The organism is Cloacibacterium normanense, assembly GCF_003860565.1.
Taxonomy (GTDB): Bacteria; Bacteroidota; Bacteroidia; order Flavobacteriales; family Weeksellaceae; genus Cloacibacterium; species Cloacibacterium normanense.
This window is the reverse complement of record NZ_CP034157.1, coordinates 1261642-1280857: the sequence shown is the minus strand read 5'-3', so window position 1 is coordinate 1280857 and position 19216 is coordinate 1261642. Positions and strand designations below refer to the sequence as shown.

Annotated in this window: 21 protein-coding genes, 1 pseudogene and 1 riboswitch; of the genes and pseudogenes, 15 read left to right on the top strand and 7 right to left on the bottom strand. The window is 31.7% G+C overall.

The genetic code is table 11. The features are described from left to right. Window positions 1-95: 95 nt before the first annotated feature. The 4 genes and pseudogenes from EB819_RS05890 to EB819_RS05875 all read right to left on the bottom strand — a co-directional run bounded on the left by EB819_RS05890 (window position 96) and on the right by EB819_RS05875 (window position 3837). Window positions 96-1453, bottom strand: a pseudogene (locus tag EB819_RS05890) (IS3 family transposase). A gap of 198 nt (window positions 1454-1651) precedes the next feature. Continuing rightward, window positions 1652-2248, bottom strand: coding sequence for a hypothetical protein (locus EB819_RS05885; RefSeq protein ID WP_069799103.1), 597 nt, complete (start codon window positions 2246-2248; stop codon window positions 1652-1654). A 110-nt stretch (window positions 2249-2358) separates the two neighbouring features. After that, window positions 2359-2640 (bottom strand): hypothetical protein, encoded by a 282-nt coding sequence (locus EB819_RS05880; RefSeq protein ID WP_124878683.1) that lies wholly within the window; start codon window positions 2638-2640, stop codon window positions 2359-2361. A 53-nt stretch (window positions 2641-2693) separates the two neighbouring features. Then, window positions 2694-2794, bottom strand: a riboswitch (SAM-I-IV-variant riboswitch). Window positions 2795-2844: 50 nt separating this feature from the next. Then, window positions 2845-3837 (bottom strand): helix-turn-helix transcriptional regulator, encoded by a 993-nt coding sequence (locus EB819_RS05875; protein WP_069799105.1) that lies wholly within the window; start codon window positions 3835-3837, stop codon window positions 2845-2847. A gap of 87 nt (window positions 3838-3924) precedes the next feature. On the opposite strand from EB819_RS05875, the gene EB819_RS05870 reads away from it, so the two are divergent. The 7 genes from EB819_RS05870 (at window position 3925) to EB819_RS05845 (ending at window position 8478) form a co-directional block, all read left to right on the top strand. Then, a complete protein-coding gene (locus EB819_RS05870) occupies window positions 3925-4782 on the top strand; it encodes a hypothetical protein (RefSeq protein WP_069799107.1) in 858 nt (285 codons plus the stop codon). 123 nt (window positions 4783-4905) lie between these two features. Then, window positions 4906-5319: a hypothetical protein gene (locus EB819_RS05865; RefSeq protein WP_069799109.1), complete on the top strand. Its 414-nt coding sequence runs from the start codon at window positions 4906-4908 to the stop codon at window positions 5317-5319. 32 nt (window positions 5320-5351) lie between these two features. Continuing rightward, on the top strand, window positions 5352-5474 hold the full coding sequence (locus EB819_RS12915; protein WP_260199814.1) for a hypothetical protein: 123 nt from the start codon (window positions 5352-5354) through the stop codon (window positions 5472-5474). 370 nt (window positions 5475-5844) lie between these two features. Further along, entirely contained in the window at window positions 5845-6330 is a 486-nt protein-coding gene (locus EB819_RS05860) for a hypothetical protein (RefSeq protein ID WP_124878681.1), read from the top strand. A gap of 368 nt (window positions 6331-6698) precedes the next feature. Next, window positions 6699-6824, top strand: a complete 126-nt coding sequence (locus EB819_RS05855) for a hypothetical protein (protein ID WP_245993229.1) — start codon at window positions 6699-6701, stop codon at window positions 6822-6824. Window positions 6825-6955: 131 nt separating this feature from the next. After that, entirely contained in the window at window positions 6956-7897 is a 942-nt protein-coding gene (locus EB819_RS05850; RefSeq protein WP_069799113.1) for a hypothetical protein, read from the top strand. A 62-nt stretch (window positions 7898-7959) separates the two neighbouring features. Next, window positions 7960-8478: a helix-turn-helix domain-containing protein gene (locus tag EB819_RS05845; protein ID WP_069799114.1), complete on the top strand. Its 519-nt coding sequence runs from the start codon at window positions 7960-7962 to the stop codon at window positions 8476-8478. Window positions 8479-9161: 683 nt separating this feature from the next. Here EB819_RS05845 and EB819_RS05840 read toward each other — a convergent pair. After that, window positions 9162-9806 carry a hypothetical protein gene (locus tag EB819_RS05840; RefSeq protein WP_069799116.1) on the bottom strand — a complete coding sequence of 215 codons (645 nt, stop codon included), beginning with the start codon at window positions 9804-9806 and terminating at the stop codon, window positions 9162-9164. Between the two features lie 206 nt (window positions 9807-10012). Here EB819_RS05840 and EB819_RS05835 point away from each other — a divergent pair, with 206 nt between their 5' ends. The 4 genes from EB819_RS05835 to EB819_RS05820 are packed head-to-tail and all read left to right on the top strand — an operon-like array spanning window position 10013 to window position 12591. Beyond that, window positions 10013-10537, top strand: a complete 525-nt coding sequence (locus EB819_RS05835; RefSeq protein ID WP_069799118.1) for a C40 family peptidase — start codon at window positions 10013-10015, stop codon at window positions 10535-10537. 3 nt (window positions 10538-10540) lie between these two features. Further along, on the top strand, window positions 10541-11005 hold the full coding sequence (locus tag EB819_RS05830; protein WP_069799120.1) for a hypothetical protein: 465 nt from the start codon (window positions 10541-10543) through the stop codon (window positions 11003-11005). Between the two features lie 20 nt (window positions 11006-11025). Then, on the top strand, window positions 11026-11838 hold the full coding sequence (locus EB819_RS05825) for a 2,3,4,5-tetrahydropyridine-2,6-dicarboxylate N-succinyltransferase (RefSeq protein ID WP_069799122.1): 813 nt from the start codon (window positions 11026-11028) through the stop codon (window positions 11836-11838). After that, on the top strand, window positions 11839-12591 hold the full coding sequence (locus EB819_RS05820; RefSeq protein ID WP_069799124.1) for a glycosyltransferase domain-containing protein: 753 nt from the start codon (window positions 11839-11841) through the stop codon (window positions 12589-12591). A gap of 223 nt (window positions 12592-12814) precedes the next feature. Here EB819_RS05820 and EB819_RS05815 read toward each other — a convergent pair whose 3' ends face one another. Next, a complete protein-coding gene (locus tag EB819_RS05815) occupies window positions 12815-13633 on the bottom strand; it encodes a glycosyltransferase (RefSeq protein ID WP_069799126.1) in 819 nt (272 codons plus the stop codon). Window positions 13634-13721: 88 nt separating this feature from the next. Then, window positions 13722-14537, bottom strand: a complete 816-nt coding sequence (locus tag EB819_RS05810; RefSeq protein ID WP_069799128.1) for a glycosyltransferase family 2 protein — start codon at window positions 14535-14537, stop codon at window positions 13722-13724. A gap of 311 nt (window positions 14538-14848) precedes the next feature. Between EB819_RS05810 and hisG the strand changes: the two genes are divergently transcribed. The 4 genes from hisG to hisB are packed head-to-tail and all read left to right on the top strand — an operon-like array spanning window position 14849 to window position 19162. Next, window positions 14849-15706, top strand: a complete 858-nt coding sequence (gene hisG / locus EB819_RS05805; protein ID WP_069799130.1) for an ATP phosphoribosyltransferase — start codon at window positions 14849-14851, stop codon at window positions 15704-15706. Window positions 15707-15752: 46 nt separating this feature from the next. After that, on the top strand, window positions 15753-17045 hold the full coding sequence (gene hisD, locus EB819_RS05800; RefSeq protein ID WP_069799131.1) for a histidinol dehydrogenase: 1293 nt from the start codon (window positions 15753-15755) through the stop codon (window positions 17043-17045). Next, the gene (gene hisC, locus EB819_RS05795) at window positions 17035-18063 is read left to right on the top strand and encodes a histidinol-phosphate transaminase (protein WP_069799133.1); all 1029 of its coding nucleotides are present in this window, start codon (window positions 17035-17037) and stop codon (window positions 18061-18063) included. The genes hisD and hisC overlap by 11 nt, the downstream gene beginning before the upstream one ends. A gap of 1 nt (window position 18064) precedes the next feature. Then, on the top strand, window positions 18065-19162 hold the full coding sequence (hisB, locus tag EB819_RS05790; RefSeq protein ID WP_069799135.1) for a bifunctional histidinol-phosphatase/imidazoleglycerol-phosphate dehydratase HisB: 1098 nt from the start codon (window positions 18065-18067) through the stop codon (window positions 19160-19162). The last annotated feature ends 54 nt before the right edge of the window (window positions 19163-19216 follow it).

The window sequence follows — 19216 nt, the reverse complement described above, 5'->3', positions numbered from 1 at the left end:
TATAATAATTTTAATTAATTTTAAACAGTTTATTTCCTGTATGTCTTCAAACTAACTTAGACATTTTGCAATAAATCCTTAAGGAGTATTTTAGGTTATAAATTTAGTAATTTTTGTTGAAAATACAATTGTCTTCTTTTACGGATAGAATCCGATTTTATTTGTCTTCTTTTTTCCAAAATCTGTTCAGATCTTCCGAAGTACACATCCGCTGGCGTAAGGTTTTCCAAAGATTCGTGATATCGTTTGTTATTGTAGTTTTCCACGAATTTCTTTAAAGCTTCGATAAGTTCTTCAGGATGGTAAAAATGATTCAGTTTTACCACATTTTTAATCGTTCTATGGTATCTTTCAATTTTCCCTTGGGTTTGTGGGTGCATAGGCTTCCCATGTACTTGTTTCATCTTCAAATCATCTTTCAGATAGGCTTTGAGTTCGTTTGACACATAGCAAGAACCATTGTCTGAAAGTAATTTTGGTTTGGCTTTAGACTTCAATTTTGCTTTTTCAATTGCCGTATTCACAGTTCTTTTCACGTCTTCTGCTTTCATCGAATCGCAGATTTCCCAGTGGATAATATAGCGACTATAATCATCCAAAATGGTGCTCAGATAGTACCAGCCCCAACCGATAACTTTGAAATAAGTAAAATCAGTTTGCCACATTTGATGCACGAATTCGGTCTTGTCTTTAAATTCATTTGCAGCTGAAAGAAGAAAATGATTTGGTGCCGGGATTAAATCCCGTTGCTTTAAAATCCTGTAAACACTGGATTCTGAGATGAAAACACCTTGCTCATCGGTAATTTTGTGTGCCAGTTCTCTTGAGGAAAGTTCAGTATGTTCCAATGCTATTTCTACTACCAAATCTTTTTGTTCTTCAGGTATGCTGTTCCATTGTCTTTTGGAGGTTCTTTCGGTCGTTTCTAAGCCTTCGTAGCCGTTTTATAAATACTTTTGATACCATTTGTAAAACGTACTTCTCGCAATCCCAAAGCTTTCTAAGGTTCGTTTTACTCCAATCTCACTTGTGGTGACCGTTTGAATAATTTCGTATTTTTCGCCTGCTGTCAGTCTCATATATTTTCGGTATTTATGGATTAGTCCAGCATGTCTAAGCTTTTTTTTACGATGTCATAGCGTAGAACCAAATCTGCTACCATCTCCTTCAATCGGGTATTCTCTTTCCTCAAGTTAGAAACTTCATCACTGGTGGCTTCACGGACAACATCTCCGTTGAGACGTTTCTTTCCAGCTTCCATAAACTCTTTGTTCCATGCGTAGAATTGCGATTGAGCAATGTTGTGTTTTCTACATAATTCTACAACAGAGGTCTCTGCACGAAGTCCTTCCATTACAATGAGAATTTTTTGCTCGGCTGTAAAAATCCTTCGTGTATTTTTACGAATGTCTTTTACGAATTTTTCAGTACTTTTTTTCTTAGGTGTTTCCATAATTAAATGTAATTCTTTTTTTTGAAAACACTCCTTAACTTTTTAATATCTAATGTCCACTTTTTGCTGACGATTTACATTTTATTTCCTATCAGATGTATCTTGTTTGATAGAACAATTATCCTTTTCCTTCAAATCTTTTTCTTATTATTTAGCTCATAGTCTTCGATGTAAATAATACTCCTTCTTGTGCAATTGTTACTTTTCCAAATTTATTTCTTGTATCCAATCCTTAAGTTCTTGTTTTCCACCTTTTTTCTTGCACCACCCACAACCAAATTCATCAAAATAGGCACTAATCATGATAGGATGCTTTGCACCGCTAGGACAGTTAGCTACCCATTGCCCTTTTTCCTCATCAAAAGGTTTGGGATGAAGTCCTTTTTCTCGTAAAAAGTCTAAAAAACTAGAATTGAACGTAGTGGTAGTTTTTACGGAAAATTTCTTCACGATAAGTTCCCATTCATTTTCAGTTAAATTTTTACCAAATTTTGAAACCAGTGGAATGCCGTAGATAAGCCTACGATTGTTAACGATTTTCTCTATTGCATGACTTAAGTTTTCGGTATGAGATTTATTCTGGTCATATAAGTAGGCATCATTCATTTGAGCTATACTATTGATGGCTCCTGTTTCTAAATAATGATAATAGTCTTTCTCTGAAAATAGATCTTCAGTAATGATTAAAGTGTTATTCTTAATTTGATATCTGATATCAATGTAAAAAAATGCAATTGCACTTTGGTATTCCAAGGTAATCAAATGTTCTAGTGATTGTTGATGTATAATTTGCATCGTGAATGAATTAAGTTTTTATGCGACTTGTATATTATTATCTTGTTGTTCAGTAAAATAATATGTTGAATTTCCTTGCTCTGTATTGAGATATAAACTAATAATTTCGTTTAATGATAGGTGCTGCTGATTTGTAAGCATTTAGAAACCTGATGTTCTAAAAAAGATTCAAACAATTTTAACTCATTACAAGAATGTATGGCTTCACTTATTCTTACCTTTAAAATTGTTGTTATTTTTTCGGTCAAACCAGTGTATTTAAAATACATATTTGTGATATCACAAATTGTAAAAATAAATTTCGGCTTACGAAAGTTGAAGCTGTTTTTTTGGGTGTTAAAAACGGCAGGATTTGTTCTGAATTTAAGCGTAGTGCTTTGTCTTTTGCTCATAAAAATAATTTTTGAATTAAATTTTATTTTTATCAGCAGGAAAAAGTTGTGGGTATAACCTTATATTTTGGCGGATGCCCTCATACTTTACCACCGTGGATTTTGGTCTCTCGGTTGGTGTTCCGGTATTTTCTGGAAGCTCCTGATGATTTACAATGCAAAGAAATAGCTTATGTATGCAGTCTATCTGCATAACAAGAATTATTAGAAATACAATGCAAATTGTTTTTGGATACGTTCTTTTAAAGTTTCTACCAGATACTCAGGTTCCAGAATCTTTATTTTATCACCAAAAGATAGTAAAAGAGATTCAAGTTCGTAATTGTGTTTTACGTATAAGGTTAAGAGGTTTCCTTTTATTTTTTGTGATCCATGAAGTGGTTTAGTTTTGATATAGGGTAAAGATTCTTCGCTTATTTCTATTTTCACTTGTATGGGGGTATGCGTAGCAATATCAGTTACTCCTATTATGTCATCGAAGTATTCATCATAGTCTATGATGGCTTCTCTATAAGACTCATTGTTAATAGCAATACTTTTTATGCGATCTAAGGCAAGATTCTGTACAGCTTCTTTTTCGTGATTTTCTCCAAACAAAAACCATCGGTTATTATATTGCTTTAAAAATTGAGGAGAAAAATCTATAAAAATATTCTGATCACTTCTGAAACTGCGATACTCTATTTTTAAAGTATTTTTATGACTGATGTGTTGATAGAGGGGACTTAAATTTTCTACGCCTACTAAAAATTCATTTTCCTGAAAACTGATGATTTTTCTCTCATCTTTTGTAATGTCTAATACAGAATATATTTTTGTTTGAACGGTTTCCATTCCAACAAGTCCTGGTAGATTTTTAATTCTGCTTATACTGTTAAGAACTTCTGATAGGGCAAGCTTTTCCCTTTCAGTTAAAGGTTTTTTAAGGATGGAAAAATCTTCTTCCTCATATCGGTAATACACTTTTTTTCCATCGGCTATGGAAATAATTGGCGCATCATATCCTGCTGCACTTTTCATGAATTTAATGTCTTCTAGAATAGTTCGCCTAGAGACAGACATTTCATAGCCAAAATGTTCCGTAAGTTTTTCTCCACAAACACTGATCAAGTCTTCAATAAAGTATTTTTTATAAAAATTAGAGAAACAATGATCAAGTATATTGTAACGTAAAACTGCATTTTTGTTGGTGGCCATATCAATTCAAAAAAAAAATTATTGACTAATTTATAAAATCCTATCATTAAAAATGAAATATGTAAATTTAAGGATTAAATGATAACTATGAATGAAAGACTAAAAAATGCCAAAATAAAAGATATTGCAGTTACAAATCTCATATATTATGATTCTGTCAAAGAGGAATTTCTAAAACAATTTTGTTATAGAAACAGAATTTCTTATTTACCGGCTGCAGATAGAAAATCAGTTTATAAGTTAAATCATTCAGGTTTTACACCAATTTCTCTATCACAAGATTATTGTTTAGCTCCCGATGAACATCTTTTTGATTTGAATACAGTTAAAAAATTCGAAAAAATTGACGAAAATGAAATAAAGTTTTTGGTAGATAAGGGAAGCATTATAGGTGTTGTACATATTGTAGATTACAATAACGAGTTTGTAGCAGTCGAAATTTACCGAAGTTTTCATCGTTTTGAAAATGCACTTCGCAGTTTATTGATGAAGAATGGTCTTTCAAATGAAGATTTAATCTCTTGGGTCAAAATCAATCGCGATGCTGAAATGTTTAATTCTAATGAAGGATTTTATTGGTCCGATAAATATAAACGATTAATGCCTTTAGATCCAATTAAACTTTCAAAAGTTGAAAAACAAAGAAGTATGGTTTATCCGTTTCAAACTTTCTATTTCTCTGATTTGTTGGAATATGCACTTGACATAAATCTCTTAGACCGAAATATATTTATTACCAAATCACTTTATGAATTAAGAAATTTTATGGCTCATAATCGTCATTTTATTGCAATGGCAGAATCGGATGAAGGGCAATTGATTTATAATTTCAACCATCTTAAAAATTTTGTAAAAAATATAAATACATTCTTTTCGGCATCTGAAGAACTAGAACGTCTTTTAAATAACAATATAAAAACATCAGATTCAATTTTAATTTTCTGATGCAATTCTACTGCACATTTTATTTACATTTTTGTTATAAAATAATTACCAAGAAAAATACACATTTACAACATTCGAATTTCTTAAATTTATAATTTGGAAATATGTTAAAAACCTGTGAATATGCAAACTAATAGTACAGAAAAAATAGTAAAGACCTTCCAAGCGAGTATTTTTATAGGGTTAGAAATAGGATACAGCCAAAAGCCTATTGAGGAAAACGCTGTAATTGAGTCATTATCTGAATTGCAGAAAAAAATCTCAGAACAAAAAAATATTTTTTTGAGTGCTGCAGTAAGTAAAGTACTCATCGTTTTAAATGACCAGAAAGAGCCACATTTAAAAATAGATTTCTTAAACTATCCCAAATTTCCATTAGAAGAAAATGTTATAAAACATGAGGTAGTGAAAATCGCTAAACACCTCATGCAAGAATTTGAACAGAATAGGGTTTTAGTTGTTACCACTGATGAGACAATTATGTTGGAATTTTCAGATGATATTGACCCGAGAATCAATAAAAACGAACTTATTTAAATTAGAAATAAGTAACCTAAAACGTTATTAAAATGTCAAAATGGGGTAATCATAAAGTCATTAAAGAAAATGATAAACAAAATTTGTTTTCTGATATGAGTCTTGAAGAGATAGAAAAAGAATTATTAAATTATTTGGATAGAGAATATCCCTAAAAAATTAAATTTGAGCCTAAATTAATTGCTATTAAAGGTAGAAAAATCATTTTTGGAATGAAAAAACATTATGGCAATCTCGTGCTAAAAATACCAGAGTTAAATAGGTAAGACCCGATGGACTGGATTTCTAATCAGTGTCTTTTCAAAACTCATTTCATTCATTTTAATTAAATTTGTTATAAACTAATAAACAAAAACTCAAATACCGAACTCAAACAATTACTTACAATAAATTACAAACGAATATTTATTTCATTATAAGTGTCTTACAACTATACTTGGTCTATTTGAGTGTTGGTGGTAATTATAAAAACACTTCAAATATTAGAGTGAAACAGTATAAATAATGAAATTTACATTTATAGCAATGAAAAACACACTACTGATTTTAATGACTTTGTTTACATTTTCTGTTTTCGGACAAGAAACTAAATCTGAAGCTGGAGGACCTCCAAAACTTTCAGAGCTAATAGGATTTTGGAAAAAAGTCGAACTCCCAAATGAAGAGAAATTGAATAAAGTTAATCCTTGGCCGCAGAAATATCAATGGTTTGCATTTTGTGAAAATGGCAAAGTGTATTCTATGATGTCAGACAAAGACTACAATTATTCAGCAAAAGAACTCAAAGAAATTTTTGATGTTTTACCAGCAAACAAAACACCAAATTACCAATATAATGGGCAGTTTTTGACTATCGATAATAAAGAAATAAAAGATTATCAGGAATTTTGGGGCGTAAATTTGTTTGCAGTTGACATCAATGATTTCTTAAAAAAGGGAAATCTGATTATGACCTTAGACGATGGAAAGGGGAACGTTATTTATTATAGATTACTAAAGAAAATAGAATAATCCGCGATGACGCAGATTTCTAATAAGTGACTTTAAATTAACAAAACTTTCCAGAATTTACAATTGCAATAAACAATTTTCCTCCTCGGTGACTGAACGTAGTCGAAGTCAGAGTAGGGAAAAAGAAAATTATTTCCTCCACCTGTGGTAGAGCTTGTCTAATCCAACCTGTCAAAGACACATTATAAAAATTACGGTTTTCCATAATTTTATTTCATCCATTTTACTTAAATTTGTTAGAAACCAATAAGCAGAAGATTTAAAGTATAAACTAAATTCACTTAAGTATTTAGTGGTAGCATATAAAACCCGTAAACCTAATCATAGATTATTTCTCAGAAAATGGTGTGGTAGAAATTAAACAATTAATGGAATACCCTTTCAAAGATATTGATACTCGTGGTATTATTCATCTTTTTGGAAATGAAAAAGCCCTACAAATAGTAGATATAGTAAACGAAATCAACCGAAACTGTAGAGTAGAGGTGATGTAAAGAATACAAGAATTTTGATTAAGAACTTATACTTAATCTTGGTTTTAATGATCGAGTAATATGATTGTAATTGGAGGGCTTGAATGTAATTCAGCTTCGCTTTTTTTATAAAAATATTCCACTAAATTAAAATGAACAAAAAACAACTCATAATCAAAGCTTTCGAGAACCTTGATGCAGACATGTTAGAGGTATTACTTAATGATGGACAAGCGTATCAAGATGTTCCTAAAGATATTTTTGTAGAAGAGTTGAGACGCTATTTCACAAAAATAAAAACCTATGAAGGTGTAGATCTTAATTTTAAAGCATGCAAAGGTCATTGCGGATCATGCAATAAAGAAAAAACGGGTTATTCTTTCATAAACTCAGAAAATGTATCTATGATGAGTTTGATTTTTGATGAAACTGAAGATGACTATACAGACATATACAAGTGTGGCTCTTTCTCCCCCATAGATAAAGAAATTGAAACCGAATGGTCTAGTATTTCTTTTTATGAAGAAGATAAGGTCAACTATCTGCCAACCGTTAAAAATTTTCAAGACGAGCGATTATCGACCAAAGCAGTAAAAGAGATAGAAACAGAAATAGAGAATGAGGGAATTTTGTCTGCCGATTTTTGTGTAGAGTGGTATCAAAATTATGAAAAACTTCAAAATTGGTCCGAGATCTTTAACGGTAAAACTTACCGTTATAAAAAAGAAGTTATAGATTACATTTCTAAATTAAGTTTTGTAGTCTCCATGATGAAAGCCGAAAAACTAGCATATAAATATTGGCAAGAATTTATAAATATACCTGTAATTTCAGAAGAATCCATTAAAGATTGGCTCATCAGATGTGATCATGATTTGCATAATCATATTTATGGATTTCCCTATGAGTCAGATTTTAAAAATGGATATTTTTTGGTAGATAAAATTAAATTTAATTTATTAGACGTTTATTACATCCAGAATCTTTCAGAGGTATTGCTTAAGTATTTTGATTGGATTCCTTTCCCAAATCCCATAACAGAAAAAGAAGATCAAAATTATTCGAATGATGATTTTTCAGATTTCCCTTTTTGATTGATAAATCCTGCTGCCAAAAAAAATAATATCATAATATATAACTCAAATACATAAAATAAATGACCATCGAAGAAAAACAAATTGAAAAAATGCGTTCAACATTCTTAAGGCTTTCAGAGAATAATAAACTGAATATTTTACTAGAAATTGAATCATTTTTTGATGATGAAATTGCAGAGTCAATTGATTATTTTAACAAAAAGAAAATTAATTCTAAAGAAATTACCGAATTTAAACAGTTATTGTTTGAAGCATATCGTGTTAAAACTCAACAAGTCTTTATTCAATTTCATTCTTCAGAGAATTCATTTTGGATAGCATTAAAGAATATTCTCCTAAAAGAGATCAATCTGAAACCTTTCCAATTCAATAACGTTTATAAAATATATCGATTAGGGCCTCAATTGAAAATTCTACGTGTAAAACAGAATGTCTCGGTGTTAGAATTAGCAGAAAGAACGGGTATGTCTAAGAGATTAATTAATGAATTAGAAAATGATGGAAGAAATATATCTTTTATGAAGTTAAAAAAATATTTTAATAAAGGATTGTTAATTGAAATTCCAGTTCATTTATAATTAAATTCGTTTTATCTTAAAAATTATGATTAAAGAGAATCTACTACCACACGAATTCTTTCTTGTGTTACATAGTAAAATTTAAAAACAAACTACTTTACTTAACTTAACCCAATGCCTCAGATTATTTAAAACATTCAAAACTTATCAGAATTCACAACTAACTATAAACAATTTTCCACCCTTTAGGGTCGGGGAAAAGAAAATTGTGTCTGTTAAAGTGGTATTGTCTTTTGGAGCTGTAGTTTTGCATAAGACCCAATGCCTCATATTTTTAATCCGTGACCTCCATCTCATCACCACATCATCACATTATCACATCATCCCGCATCATTTTCCACCCTGCTTCATAGCGAATGAATTTCGCCAACTTTGCTCCCTTAAAAACATAAAGGATATAAAAAATCTTTGCGTGTAAAAAGAATCAGAATTCACAACTAACTATAAACAATTTTCCACCCTTTAGGGTCGGGGAAAAGAAAATTGTCTCTGTCACAGTGGCATTTTCTTTTGGAGCTGTAGTTTTGCATAAAACCCAATGCCTCATATTTTTAATCCGTGGCCTCCATCTCATCACCACATCATCACATCAGTTTCCCCATCGCTTCAAAGCGAATGAATTTCGCCAACTTTGCTTCCTTAAACATAATGAGAATAAAAAAAATCTTTGCGTGTAAAACCATTTAGGCTAAAAACCCCATCCCAAGAATCTCCTCACCATCATAAATAACAACAAACTGCAAAGCTTCCTCCTCTTGAAAATAGGAATCAAAAGTGAAAATACCATTATCAATACTAACTTTTTGCTCTTGAATCTCAAAACGGTAACTTTCAAAATTCGGTAAAATAGAAACCAAATGCAGAGAGGGTAGAGTAAGTGGCGTATTCAGCTCTACATAAATCCCATCATCATAACTTGTTTTTTTAATAAAATCCTTCGCCGAAGAAATTTTTCCAAAAACAAATGAAGAAAGCAACTTTTTACCATCTGTGGTTTTCAAACCTTGGTAAACAGTCCTTTTTCCACGTTCAGAAATGCTGTCAAAATCTTTAATCGCGGTCATTAATTTTGCGAATTTTTGATACAGATATCGGTCTCCACAATTTTTATAATAAGGATAAATGGCATTTCTGAGCATTTTCCCCGTTTTAGAACAATGCCCAAACTCACTGCTGTTTTCTCTTACTCGAGCATAATTTTCCTTGGTTTTAAAATCATCTCGATTAAAACCACTTTTCTTGCGCACCACAGAAACACCGTTCAGTTCATAAAAAACTAAACCATCTATAGACCCCTGAAATTGTAAAATGCTCTTGTATCTCGCCATGGGTTAATTAAATGAATATCAAAAGTAAGGAATCGTCATGACATGCACAACTTTAATATATAGTTATAGTATAGTTATAGTATAGTTGATATATAAATAATAAATGTTATATTTGTGTCAAAGTAGTAAATGAAAGGTGTTATAAGCGAAGAATTCCAATAATGAATAAATCGTTGTAATATCCTAAAAAGAGGGAAAACTGAATCATGAATAAAAGAATACTTTTTCTAGTCGTATTGATACTCACGGTAATTTCTTGTGGCTCCCGCAAAACGGTGTCTCACAAACCTAACACTTCCACAGAGAACCTTAGAAACCTAACCTCCAAATTTGAAGGTCAAAATTCTTATCAAGTCAAAAAAATCCTAAATGACGCAGAAGATTTCTTAGGTGCTCCTTATAAACTGGGAGGAACCAGCAAGTCTGGTCTAGATTGCAGCGGTTTGGTCATCAATGTTTACAATGAAAACAAGGTGAAATTGCCAAGACGCTCTTCTGACCAAGCATTACAAGGAAAAAAAATAGAAATTTGGGAAGCAAAACCCGGAGATTTGTTGTTTTTTGCGACCAATGGTAATGGAGTGGTTTCGCATGTTGGCATCGTAAAAGAAATTAAAAACAGAGGAGAAATTACCTTCATTCATGCTTCTACTTCTAAAGGAGTAATCGTATCTTCGCTAAACGAAAAATATTGGAACAAAGCTTTTCTCTTTGCCAAAAGAGTACTCTAAATAATGAATTATATTATCCAAAAACTTAAAAATTTACCTTATCATACACATTTAGGTTCACTCTTAAAACCTATAGAAAGTGAACTGAAAGAGTATCAGTTTTTAATAACAGATTACCTTTTCCTCTCTCCTGAAAAGGACTTGCCGATTCAGAATTTTTCCAGCAATTATGAAATATTTGATGCTGAAAATTTTTTAGACTTAGCCCAAAAAGATGTCAAGTTCAATTATGGATATTTTGCAGCTATTCCCAAGGATAAAGAGATTGTCTTAGACTTAGAAAATTTGCCTTATGTAGAAGGAAATCCAGAAATTTGGTATAATGATTTTTTAAGAGATGACGCCGAAATAGAGATTTATGCTTACGATGGCAGTTATAGTCTAATAAAATTTAAAAATTCAAAATTATCTAATACCTTTGCAGAGTATTTTCCAGAGGCTGAATTGCTGGATAATTTTCAATTTTAACTAAAAAAAATAAAATAATTATGTCTTTACAACAAACCATTGAGAACATTTGGGATAACAGAGATTTATTACAAAAAGAAGAGAGTAAAACTGCCATTAGAGAAGTGATTGCTCTTTTAGATAAAGGCGAATTGCGTGTTGCTGAACCTACAGAAAACGGTTGGCAAGTAAACGAATGGGTGAAAAAAGCAGTAGTAATGTATTTCCCTATTCAGAAAATGGAAACCATAGAAGTAGGTCCTTTTGAATTCCATGATAAAATTCCTTTGAAGAAAAATTATGCTGAAAAAGGAGTGAGAGTGGTTCCTCATGCTGTAGCAAGAGAAGGGGCTTATATTTCTCCGGGAGTTATTTTAATGCCTTCTTATGTAAACATTGGGGCGTATGTAGATTCCGGAACTATGGTAGATACTTGGGCAACGGTAGGTTCTTGTGCTCAAATTGGTAAAAACGTTCACTTAAGCGGTGGAGTAGGAATTGGTGGAGTTCTCGAGCCATTACAAGCAGCTCCAGTAATCATTGAAGATGATTGTTTCGTAGGTTCTAGATGTATTGTAGTAGAAGGAGTTCATGTAGAAAAAGAAGCGGTTTTAGGTGCAAATGTAGTGCTTACAGCTTCTACTAAAATTATAGACGTTACGGGTGATACTCCAGTAGAATTGAAAGGTAGAGTTCCTGCACGTTCTGTGGTGATTCCGGGAAGTTATACGAAGCAATTTCCTGCAGGCGAATTCCAAGTTCCTTGTGCTTTAATTATCGGTAAAAGAAAAGAATCTACAGATAAGAAAACCTCTCTTAACGATGCTTTAAGAGAAAATAATGTAGCAGTATAAATGGAGAAAATTGTAGTATACACTGCTATTTTTGGAGGGTATAATGAGCTTATTGAACAACCGCAGTTCGAAAATGTAGATTACGTTTGTTTTACAGACCGTAATCTTTCATCTTCTAGTTGGAAGGTAGTAGTAGTTACAGAACCGCCAGTTGGTCAAGACAATACCCGAAACAACAGGTACTACAAAATTTTACCACATCTTCATTTGCAAGATTATCAATACAGCATTTATATTGATGGTAATTTTATCATCAAAAAAAATCCACATTTGTTGATTAAAAATTTCTTGAATGAAGAAGTTTCTATGGCGTGTTTTGACCACAATCAAACCATTATGGACCCTAGAAATTGCGTTTATCAAGAATATGAAGCCATCGTAGCATTAGCCGAAACTGAAAATAAGGTAAAAGACGATTTAGAAGTCATCAAAAAACATGTTGATTTTCTAAAATCTGAAAACTATCCTGAAAACAATGGTCTTATTTCTGGTGGAGTGTTAGTAAGAAAACATACCCACGAAAAGCTCATCAAAGTCATGGAAGAATGGTGGTATTTCGTGAAGAACTTTTCTAAAAGAGACCAATTGAGTTTCAATTATGTCGCTTGGAAACATCATTTTAAATACAATGTAATTCCAGGAGACATCAGAAAGAAGAATGATTACGTTTACCTTCTTGGGAAGCATAAAAGCAATATTGCCAAAGATCTATGGAAATATAAAATCAAAAGATTTTTAGGTCTTGACTCATAAAAAAATCTACTCGTAAAGAGTAGATTTTTTATTTATAAATTGTTGTCTTTTATTCATAAAACACAAAGAATTTCAATTATTTACTTTATTTTTTTCAATCTAAACCTCTTAGCTTCATCAATTCGCTAGCGAATTTTAACTTTGCTTTCTTGATTATTTTTGTTTTATGCAATTAATCTTTGCGTTTAAAAATTAATTAGATTTTTCTGATTATGATGGTTTATTAATTTTCTTCTAATTTTTTCAATCCATTAAGCGTAACGTATCTTTTTAGCCTTTGATTTTCTTTCATAATAGCTTCGTTTACACTTTGGTCACTCCAATTTTCTTTGTGATAAAGGTGATATTGTACTGCAAAATTTCTAAGCGAATACAAGTGGTAACCCATTCCCTCAAAACGCCAAGTTAAGTCAATATCTTCACCAATTGCGGGCAAGACATAATCTTCATTAAAACCATTTATTTTTTCCAATGCTGACTTGTAACAAGAAAAATTACAACCTTTTATTTGGCTCATTTTTCTAAGGTACGCAATGAAAGAAAATATAGATTTTGGTGAAATATAAATTCCTTCTTCATAGAATTTTGCACCATCTTTTTTGATGGATTTTATCTCAGGAAGTATCACTTTTGCAAACTCAGAAACCGTTTTTGCATTTCTTAATTGGTCAGAATAGTTAGGACCTAGCTTGATTCTTTTACCCGCTAAAATTCTATCTTCTCGAGCAAATTTTAAGTGATTTTCTATAAAATTTGGGTGTAAAACGCAATCACCATCTATAAAAATAAAGTAATCAGCATCTATTGTTCTAATGGTATTGTTGAGCGCTTTATTTTTTTGCCAACCTAGATCTTCTTGAGTTAAGTGAATTAAATCTAATTTACCACTGTAGTTTTTTACAAAATCAGCCATTTCTGTACTGTTTCCATCCTCGGAAATCACAGTCATAAAGTCAGAAACACTTTGTTGCTCTACAGATTTTAAAACGACGGCTAAATCGGCAGTGTTTTTATATACAGAAATAATAAGTGCTGTTTTCATATGTAGTTACTTATTGTTTTTTTAAGGTCATATGCAATCGCTGATTCTTCATTAGCGTTTGTGTTTGCTAATTATGGCGATTTCATACTTATAAATTGGTGGTGATTCCTTTTTCAGTCCAAGTCAGTTTTTGGTCTCTTGTGTTTTTTCTGATGGCATTGTTTTTTGCCCATGTTTCAGGATTTACATAACCTCTTGCATGGTCTAGATGCACGCAAATTGCGCTGTATCTTATTTGTTTTCCTTTAATTCCAAGATTTTCTAGCCTTTCTCCTAATTCTCGGTCTTGTCCACCATATTGCATCTCTTGGTTGAATCCATTGATTTTAACCAAATCTTTTTTCCAGCCAGAAGCATTATGACCATTCCAAGAAGGTTTAGTAGGGGTTAAAAAATTGAGAAGTTTCGCTTTGAAAGCTTTAGCAGACAGTTTATTGTTTTTGAAAGATTTTTTCAAACCATTTTGGGTTAACCAATTCACATCAAAACACTTTTGTGAAAGCACATCTTCTTTGCTGATGAGTTTTGAAATATTCATGGGCAACATGAAATAACCTCCCGATAAAAATCTTCCCGATTCTCTATTGTTAAGGTGAGTTTCTACAAAATCTTTTCTAGGAATACAATCTCCATCGGTAAAAATCAAATAATCCGTAGTAGAAGCAAGGATGGCTTTATTTAGAATCTGCGATTTCTGAAAACCATTGTCTTCTTGCCATACATGAATAATAGGAATATCGAGTTCAGTTTTGTATTTCTCAATCAAGTTTTTTGTGGCTTCTCTAGAGCCATCATCAGCAATAATAATTTCGAAATCTTTAGTAGTTTGTACGCTAAATCCCCAAATCACTTTTTCTAGCCATTCTTCCGAATTATAGGTACTAAAAATTACCGACGCTTTCATATTTTTATATTTCGTCACAAAGATACTTTTTTAGCCTAATATTCAAAAATTCCGCAGAACGATATTTGTTACGTTCAAAAAATTGAAAATTAATTTTCATTTTCAAAAAAATCTCTATATTTGTAAAAGAATTAGAAAAAAAATGAAAAATTTAAACTTAATCCATCATCATCATCATCTCATCTAAAGGCGAGTTGATAATGAATCATGTATTATAGTTAAAAAATATTTACAATCCGCCTTGAGTTTTTCAGGCGGATTTTTCTTTTTCATTACTGCAGAACTCGAGGCTTAAAAAATAAAATCAAAAAATGAGTTCACTTAAAATTGCAGTTCAAAAAAGCGGAAGACTTTTCGAAGATTCTATTAAACTTCTCAAAGATTGCGGAATTTCTTATGACAATGGCAAAGACCAATTAAAAGTTCAAGTAGAAAATTTCCCTATCGAAATCTATTTTCTTAGAAATTCAGATATTCCTCAATACGTAGAAGATGGAGTGGTAGATGTAGCCATCGTTGGCGAAAATTTACTTATTGAGAAACAAAAAAACATCGAAATCGTACAGAAATTAGGCTTTTCTAAATGTAGAGTTTCTTTAGCGGTCCCGAAAGAGGTAGAAACCGATGATGTAACGTATTTTCAAGGCAAAAAAATAGCGACTTCTTATCCAAATACCGTTAAAAATTTCTTATCCGAAAACAATATTGAAGCAGAAATTCACGTAATTTCTGGTTCCGTGGAAATTGCTCCAAACATGGGATTAGCAGACGGAATTTGTGATATTGTAAGCTCAGGAAGTACTCTTTTTAAAAATGGATTGAGAGAAACCGTAACCATCTTGAAATCTGAGGCAGTTTTGGCGAAAAATAAAAATCTTTCTGCTGAAAAATTAGAAATTTTAGAGAGACTTTTATTTAGAATTCAGGCCGTTTTAAAATCTAAAAACACCAAATACATCTTGATGAATGTTCCTAATGAAAAAATTCAAGAAGTTTCAAGCATTTTACCCGTTCTTAAAAGTCCTACCATTGTACCTTTGGTAGAAGAAGGTTGGAGCAGTTTACACTCTGTAATCGAAGAAAAAAGATTTTGGGAAGTAATAGACCAACTCAAAAAAGCTGGCGCAGAAGGAATTCTCATCATCCCAATCGAAAAAATGATTTTGTAATTTATACTTTCACATCTTTGCAGATTAACGATTTTACGAATAAACAATGAAAACAATAGAATTTCCTCCCAAAAATACATTCAGCAGTCTTACCAAAAGACCTGTCTTTGAAAAAAATGACATCGAAAATCTTATCAAAGGAATTTTCGAAAAAGTAGAAAATAAAGGCGATAATGCATTGAAATTTTACGCTGAAAAATTTGATAATCAGATTCTTGAAACTATTGAAGTTTCTCAGCAAGAAGTTGAAGAAGCCATCAATTTGGTAGATGAAGAACTGAAAATTGCCATTAATACTGCAAAATCTAATATTGAAAAATTCCACCAGTCTCAAAAAGAAATTCCTCAACAAATAGAAACAACAGAAGGAGTAGTTTGTTGGCGTGAAAGTAGAGCGATTGATAAAGTAGGTTTATACATTCCGGGTGGAACAGCGCCACTTTTTTCTACAGTTTTAATGTTAGCGGTTCCAGCACAAATTGCGGGTTGTAAAGAGATTATTTTGTGTTCTCCGCCTCAAAAAAATGGAAAAATTAATCCTATTATTTTATATGTGGCAAATCTTTGCGGAGTTTCTAAAATTTTTAAAGTGGGTGGAGCTCAAGCCATTGCTGCCATGAGTTTAGGAACGGAAACAGTTCCGAAAGTTTATAAAATTTTTGGGCCAGGAAATCAATTTGTAACCGAGGCTAAGATTTTTGCTCAAAAATTAGGAATTGCGATTGATATGCCAGCTGGTCCGAGTGAAGTTTTGGTCATCGCAGATGAAACCGCTAATCCAAGTTTTGTAGCTGCTGATTTACTTTCTCAGGCTGAGCACGGTGCAGATTCTCAGGTGGTTTTCTTGACGATTTCTAAGGAAATTTTAGAAAAAGTAAAACAAGAAACTGAGTCTCAATTACAAGATTTACCTAGAAAAGATATCGCCGAGAAAGCTTTGGAAAACAGTAGTTTCATCCTCTTAAATTCCATTGAAGAATGTATTGAATTTAGCAATGAATATGCTCCAGAACACTTAATTCTTTCCATTGAAAATCCTGAAAATATTTTATCAGAAATTACCAATGCAGGTTCTATTTTCTTAGGGAATTACACGCCAGAAAGTGCAGGAGATTACGCCAGTGGAACCAATCACACTTTGCCTACCAATGGTAATGCAAGAGCTTACAGTGGCGTTTCTTTAGACAGTTTTGTAAAGAAAATTACCATTCAAAAAATTTCCGAAAAAGGAATTCAGAATCTTGGTAAAACGATTGAAAAAATGGCAGCAGAAGAAGGACTTTTTGCCCATAAAAATGCAGTTACATTACGCTTAAAAAAATTAGAAAATGGAATTTAAACTCGAAAATTTAGTAAGAGAAAATCTTAAAAATCTAAAACCTTATACTTCGCTTCGTGATAGTCAAAATTTTGAAGCACCTGTTTTTTTAGAAGCCAATGAGAATCCTTTCGGTGAGTTCAATCGTTATCCGGATTCTACACAAAAAAAACTGAAGGAAAAATTAAGTGAACTTAAAAATATCAACCCAAAGAATCTCTTCATCGGGAATGGAAGTGATGAATTGATAGACTTGATTATCAAAGCTTTTTGTGAGCCCAAAAAAGATGAAATTTTGGTCATGAATCCATCGTTTGTGATGTATTCTTTTTATGCTAAAATCAATGATAATAAAGTTAATGCTTTAGAATTAGATGAAAATTTTCAAATTAATAAAGAAGATTTTTTACAAAAAATTCAGAATGAAAATTTGAAGGTTTTATTTCTTTGTTCACCCAATAATCCAACAGGAAATGAACTGGATGATTTAGAGTTCTTTATTGATAATTTCTCAGGGATTGTGGTTTTAGATGAAGCTTATATAGAATTTTCTTCTAGAAAATCAGCTATTTCTTGGTTAGAAAAATATCCAAATCTTATTGTTCTACAAACCCTTTCTAAAGCTTATGGAATGGCAGGTTTGAGAATTGGAATTGGCGCAGCCTCTACAGAAATCGCTACTTTGATGAATACCATAAAAGGGCCTTATAACGTGAATTCTTTAAGTCAAAAAATAGCTTTGGAACAACTCAATGATGAAAAAGTTTTTAAGGAAAATTTGGAACAAATTTTAGCAGAAAGAGAGTTTCTAAAAGTTGAACTGAATCAATTGGATTTTGTGAAAAAAATCTATCCTACAGAAGCCAATTTTTTCTTAATCAAAGTAGAAAATCCAATAGAAATATATGAATTTTTGCTCGCTCAGAATATCTTGACCAGTCTGAGACATCCTCAAATTGAAAATGCGTTGAGAATAAACGTAGGCTCAAAAGAAGAAAATCAAAAATTAATAGAAACTTTGAAAAATTATAAAAATTAAAATGAAGAAAAAAGTATTATTCATCGATAGAGACGGAACTTTAATTATAGAACCACCCATTGATTTTCAGGTGGATTCATTAGAAAAACTGGAATTTTACCCAAGAGTTTTTCAGAATTTAGCCAAAATCGCTAAAGAACTGGATTACGAATTGGTGATGGTGACCAATCAAGACGGTTTGGGAACCGAGAGTTTTCCTTATGAAGATTTCATCAAACCGCAAGAAAAAATGATGAAAGCTTTCGAAAATGAAGGGATTTTTTTCAGTGAAGTTTGTGTAGATGACAGCTTCGAACACGAAAATTCACCCAAAAGAAAACCAAGAACGGGAATGCTTCAAAAGTATATTTTTGGGAATTACGATTTAGAAAATTCTTTTGTGATTGGCGATAGAAAAACAGATGTGGAATTGGCGAAAAATTTAGGTTCAAAATCTATTTTTATTTCTGATGAAAGTAATAATGAAGCGACTTTTACCACCAAAAGTTGGGACGAAATCTATCAATATCTTAAACAAATTCCAAGAAAAGCGAAAGTAAAAAGAACAACTAAAGAAACAGATATTTCGGTAGAATTAAATCTTGATGGAAGCGGAAAATCGAGTATTGATACAGGTTTGAAGTTCTTTGATCATATGTTAGAGCAAATTTCAAAACACGGAAATTTTGATTTATTTGTAAAAGTAAATGGCGATTTAGAAGTAGATGAACACCATACGATTGAAGATACTGCCATCGTTCTGGGAGATTGTTTTTTACAAGCTTTAGGAAGCAAAAAAGGCATCGAAAGATATGCTTTTGTCTTGCCAATGGACGATTGTTTGGCGCAAGTGGCGATTGATTTCGGTGGAAGACCTTGGTTGGTTTGGAATGCAGAATTTAAGCGTGAAAAAATTGGAGAACTGCCTACAGAAATGTTTTATCACTTCTTCAAATCATTTTCAGACAGCGCAAAATGTAACTTGAATATTTCTGTGGAAGGAGAAAATGAACACCACAAAATAGAAAGCATTTTCAAAGCTTTTGCTAAAGTTTTGAGAAATGCTGTTGCTCAAACCGACCAAAATTTTAACCTTCCAAGTACAAAAGGAACTCTTTAAATTTTAAATTTTAGATTTTAGATTTTGAATTTTGTAATTTAAAAATATAGATTC

What these genes read in the sequence shown, in the direction of transcription:
- EB819_RS05825 (WP_069799122.1), top strand. Translation starts at nt 11,026, where the DNA reads ATGTCTTTACAACAAACCATTGAGAACATTTGGGATAACAGAGATTTA.
- hisC (WP_069799133.1), top strand. Translation starts at nt 17,035, where the DNA reads ATGGAATTTAAACTCGAAAATTTAGTAAGAGAAAATCTTAAAAATCTA.
- EB819_RS05815 (WP_069799126.1), bottom strand. Translation starts at nt 13,633, where the DNA reads ATGAAAACAGCACTTATTATTTCTGTATATAAAAACACTGCCGATTTA.
- hisD (WP_069799131.1), top strand. Translation starts at nt 15,753, where the DNA reads ATGAAAACAATAGAATTTCCTCCCAAAAATACATTCAGCAGTCTTACC.
- EB819_RS05855 (WP_245993229.1), top strand. Translation starts at nt 6,699, where the DNA reads ATGGAATACCCTTTCAAAGATATTGATACTCGTGGTATTATTCATCTT.
- EB819_RS05875 (WP_069799105.1), bottom strand. Translation starts at nt 3,837, where the DNA reads ATGGCCACCAACAAAAATGCAGTTTTACGTTACAATATACTTGATCAT.
- EB819_RS05870 (WP_069799107.1), top strand. Translation starts at nt 3,925, where the DNA reads ATGAATGAAAGACTAAAAAATGCCAAAATAAAAGATATTGCAGTTACA.
- hisG (WP_069799130.1), top strand. Translation starts at nt 14,849, where the DNA reads ATGAGTTCACTTAAAATTGCAGTTCAAAAAAGCGGAAGACTTTTCGAA.
- EB819_RS05845 (WP_069799114.1), top strand. Translation starts at nt 7,960, where the DNA reads ATGACCATCGAAGAAAAACAAATTGAAAAAATGCGTTCAACATTCTTA.
- EB819_RS05850 (WP_069799113.1), top strand. Translation starts at nt 6,956, where the DNA reads ATGAACAAAAAACAACTCATAATCAAAGCTTTCGAGAACCTTGATGCA.
- EB819_RS05840 (WP_069799116.1), bottom strand. Translation starts at nt 9,806, where the DNA reads ATGGCGAGATACAAGAGCATTTTACAATTTCAGGGGTCTATAGATGGT.
- EB819_RS05820 (WP_069799124.1), top strand. Translation starts at nt 11,839, where the DNA reads ATGGAGAAAATTGTAGTATACACTGCTATTTTTGGAGGGTATAATGAG.
- hisB (WP_069799135.1), top strand. Translation starts at nt 18,065, where the DNA reads ATGAAGAAAAAAGTATTATTCATCGATAGAGACGGAACTTTAATTATA.
- EB819_RS05865 (WP_069799109.1), top strand. Translation starts at nt 4,906, where the DNA reads ATGCAAACTAATAGTACAGAAAAAATAGTAAAGACCTTCCAAGCGAGT.
- EB819_RS05830 (WP_069799120.1), top strand. Translation starts at nt 10,541, where the DNA reads ATGAATTATATTATCCAAAAACTTAAAAATTTACCTTATCATACACAT.
- EB819_RS05835 (WP_069799118.1), top strand. Translation starts at nt 10,013, where the DNA reads ATGAATAAAAGAATACTTTTTCTAGTCGTATTGATACTCACGGTAATT.
- EB819_RS05860 (WP_124878681.1), top strand. Translation starts at nt 5,845, where the DNA reads ATGAAAAACACACTACTGATTTTAATGACTTTGTTTACATTTTCTGTT.
- EB819_RS05880 (WP_124878683.1), bottom strand. Translation starts at nt 2,640, where the DNA reads ATGAGCAAAAGACAAAGCACTACGCTTAAATTCAGAACAAATCCTGCC.
- EB819_RS05810 (WP_069799128.1), bottom strand. Translation starts at nt 14,537, where the DNA reads ATGAAAGCGTCGGTAATTTTTAGTACCTATAATTCGGAAGAATGGCTA.
- EB819_RS12915 (WP_260199814.1), top strand. Translation starts at nt 5,352, where the DNA reads ATGTCAAAATGGGGTAATCATAAAGTCATTAAAGAAAATGATAAACAA.
- EB819_RS05885 (WP_069799103.1), bottom strand. Translation starts at nt 2,248, where the DNA reads ATGCAAATTATACATCAACAATCACTAGAACATTTGATTACCTTGGAA.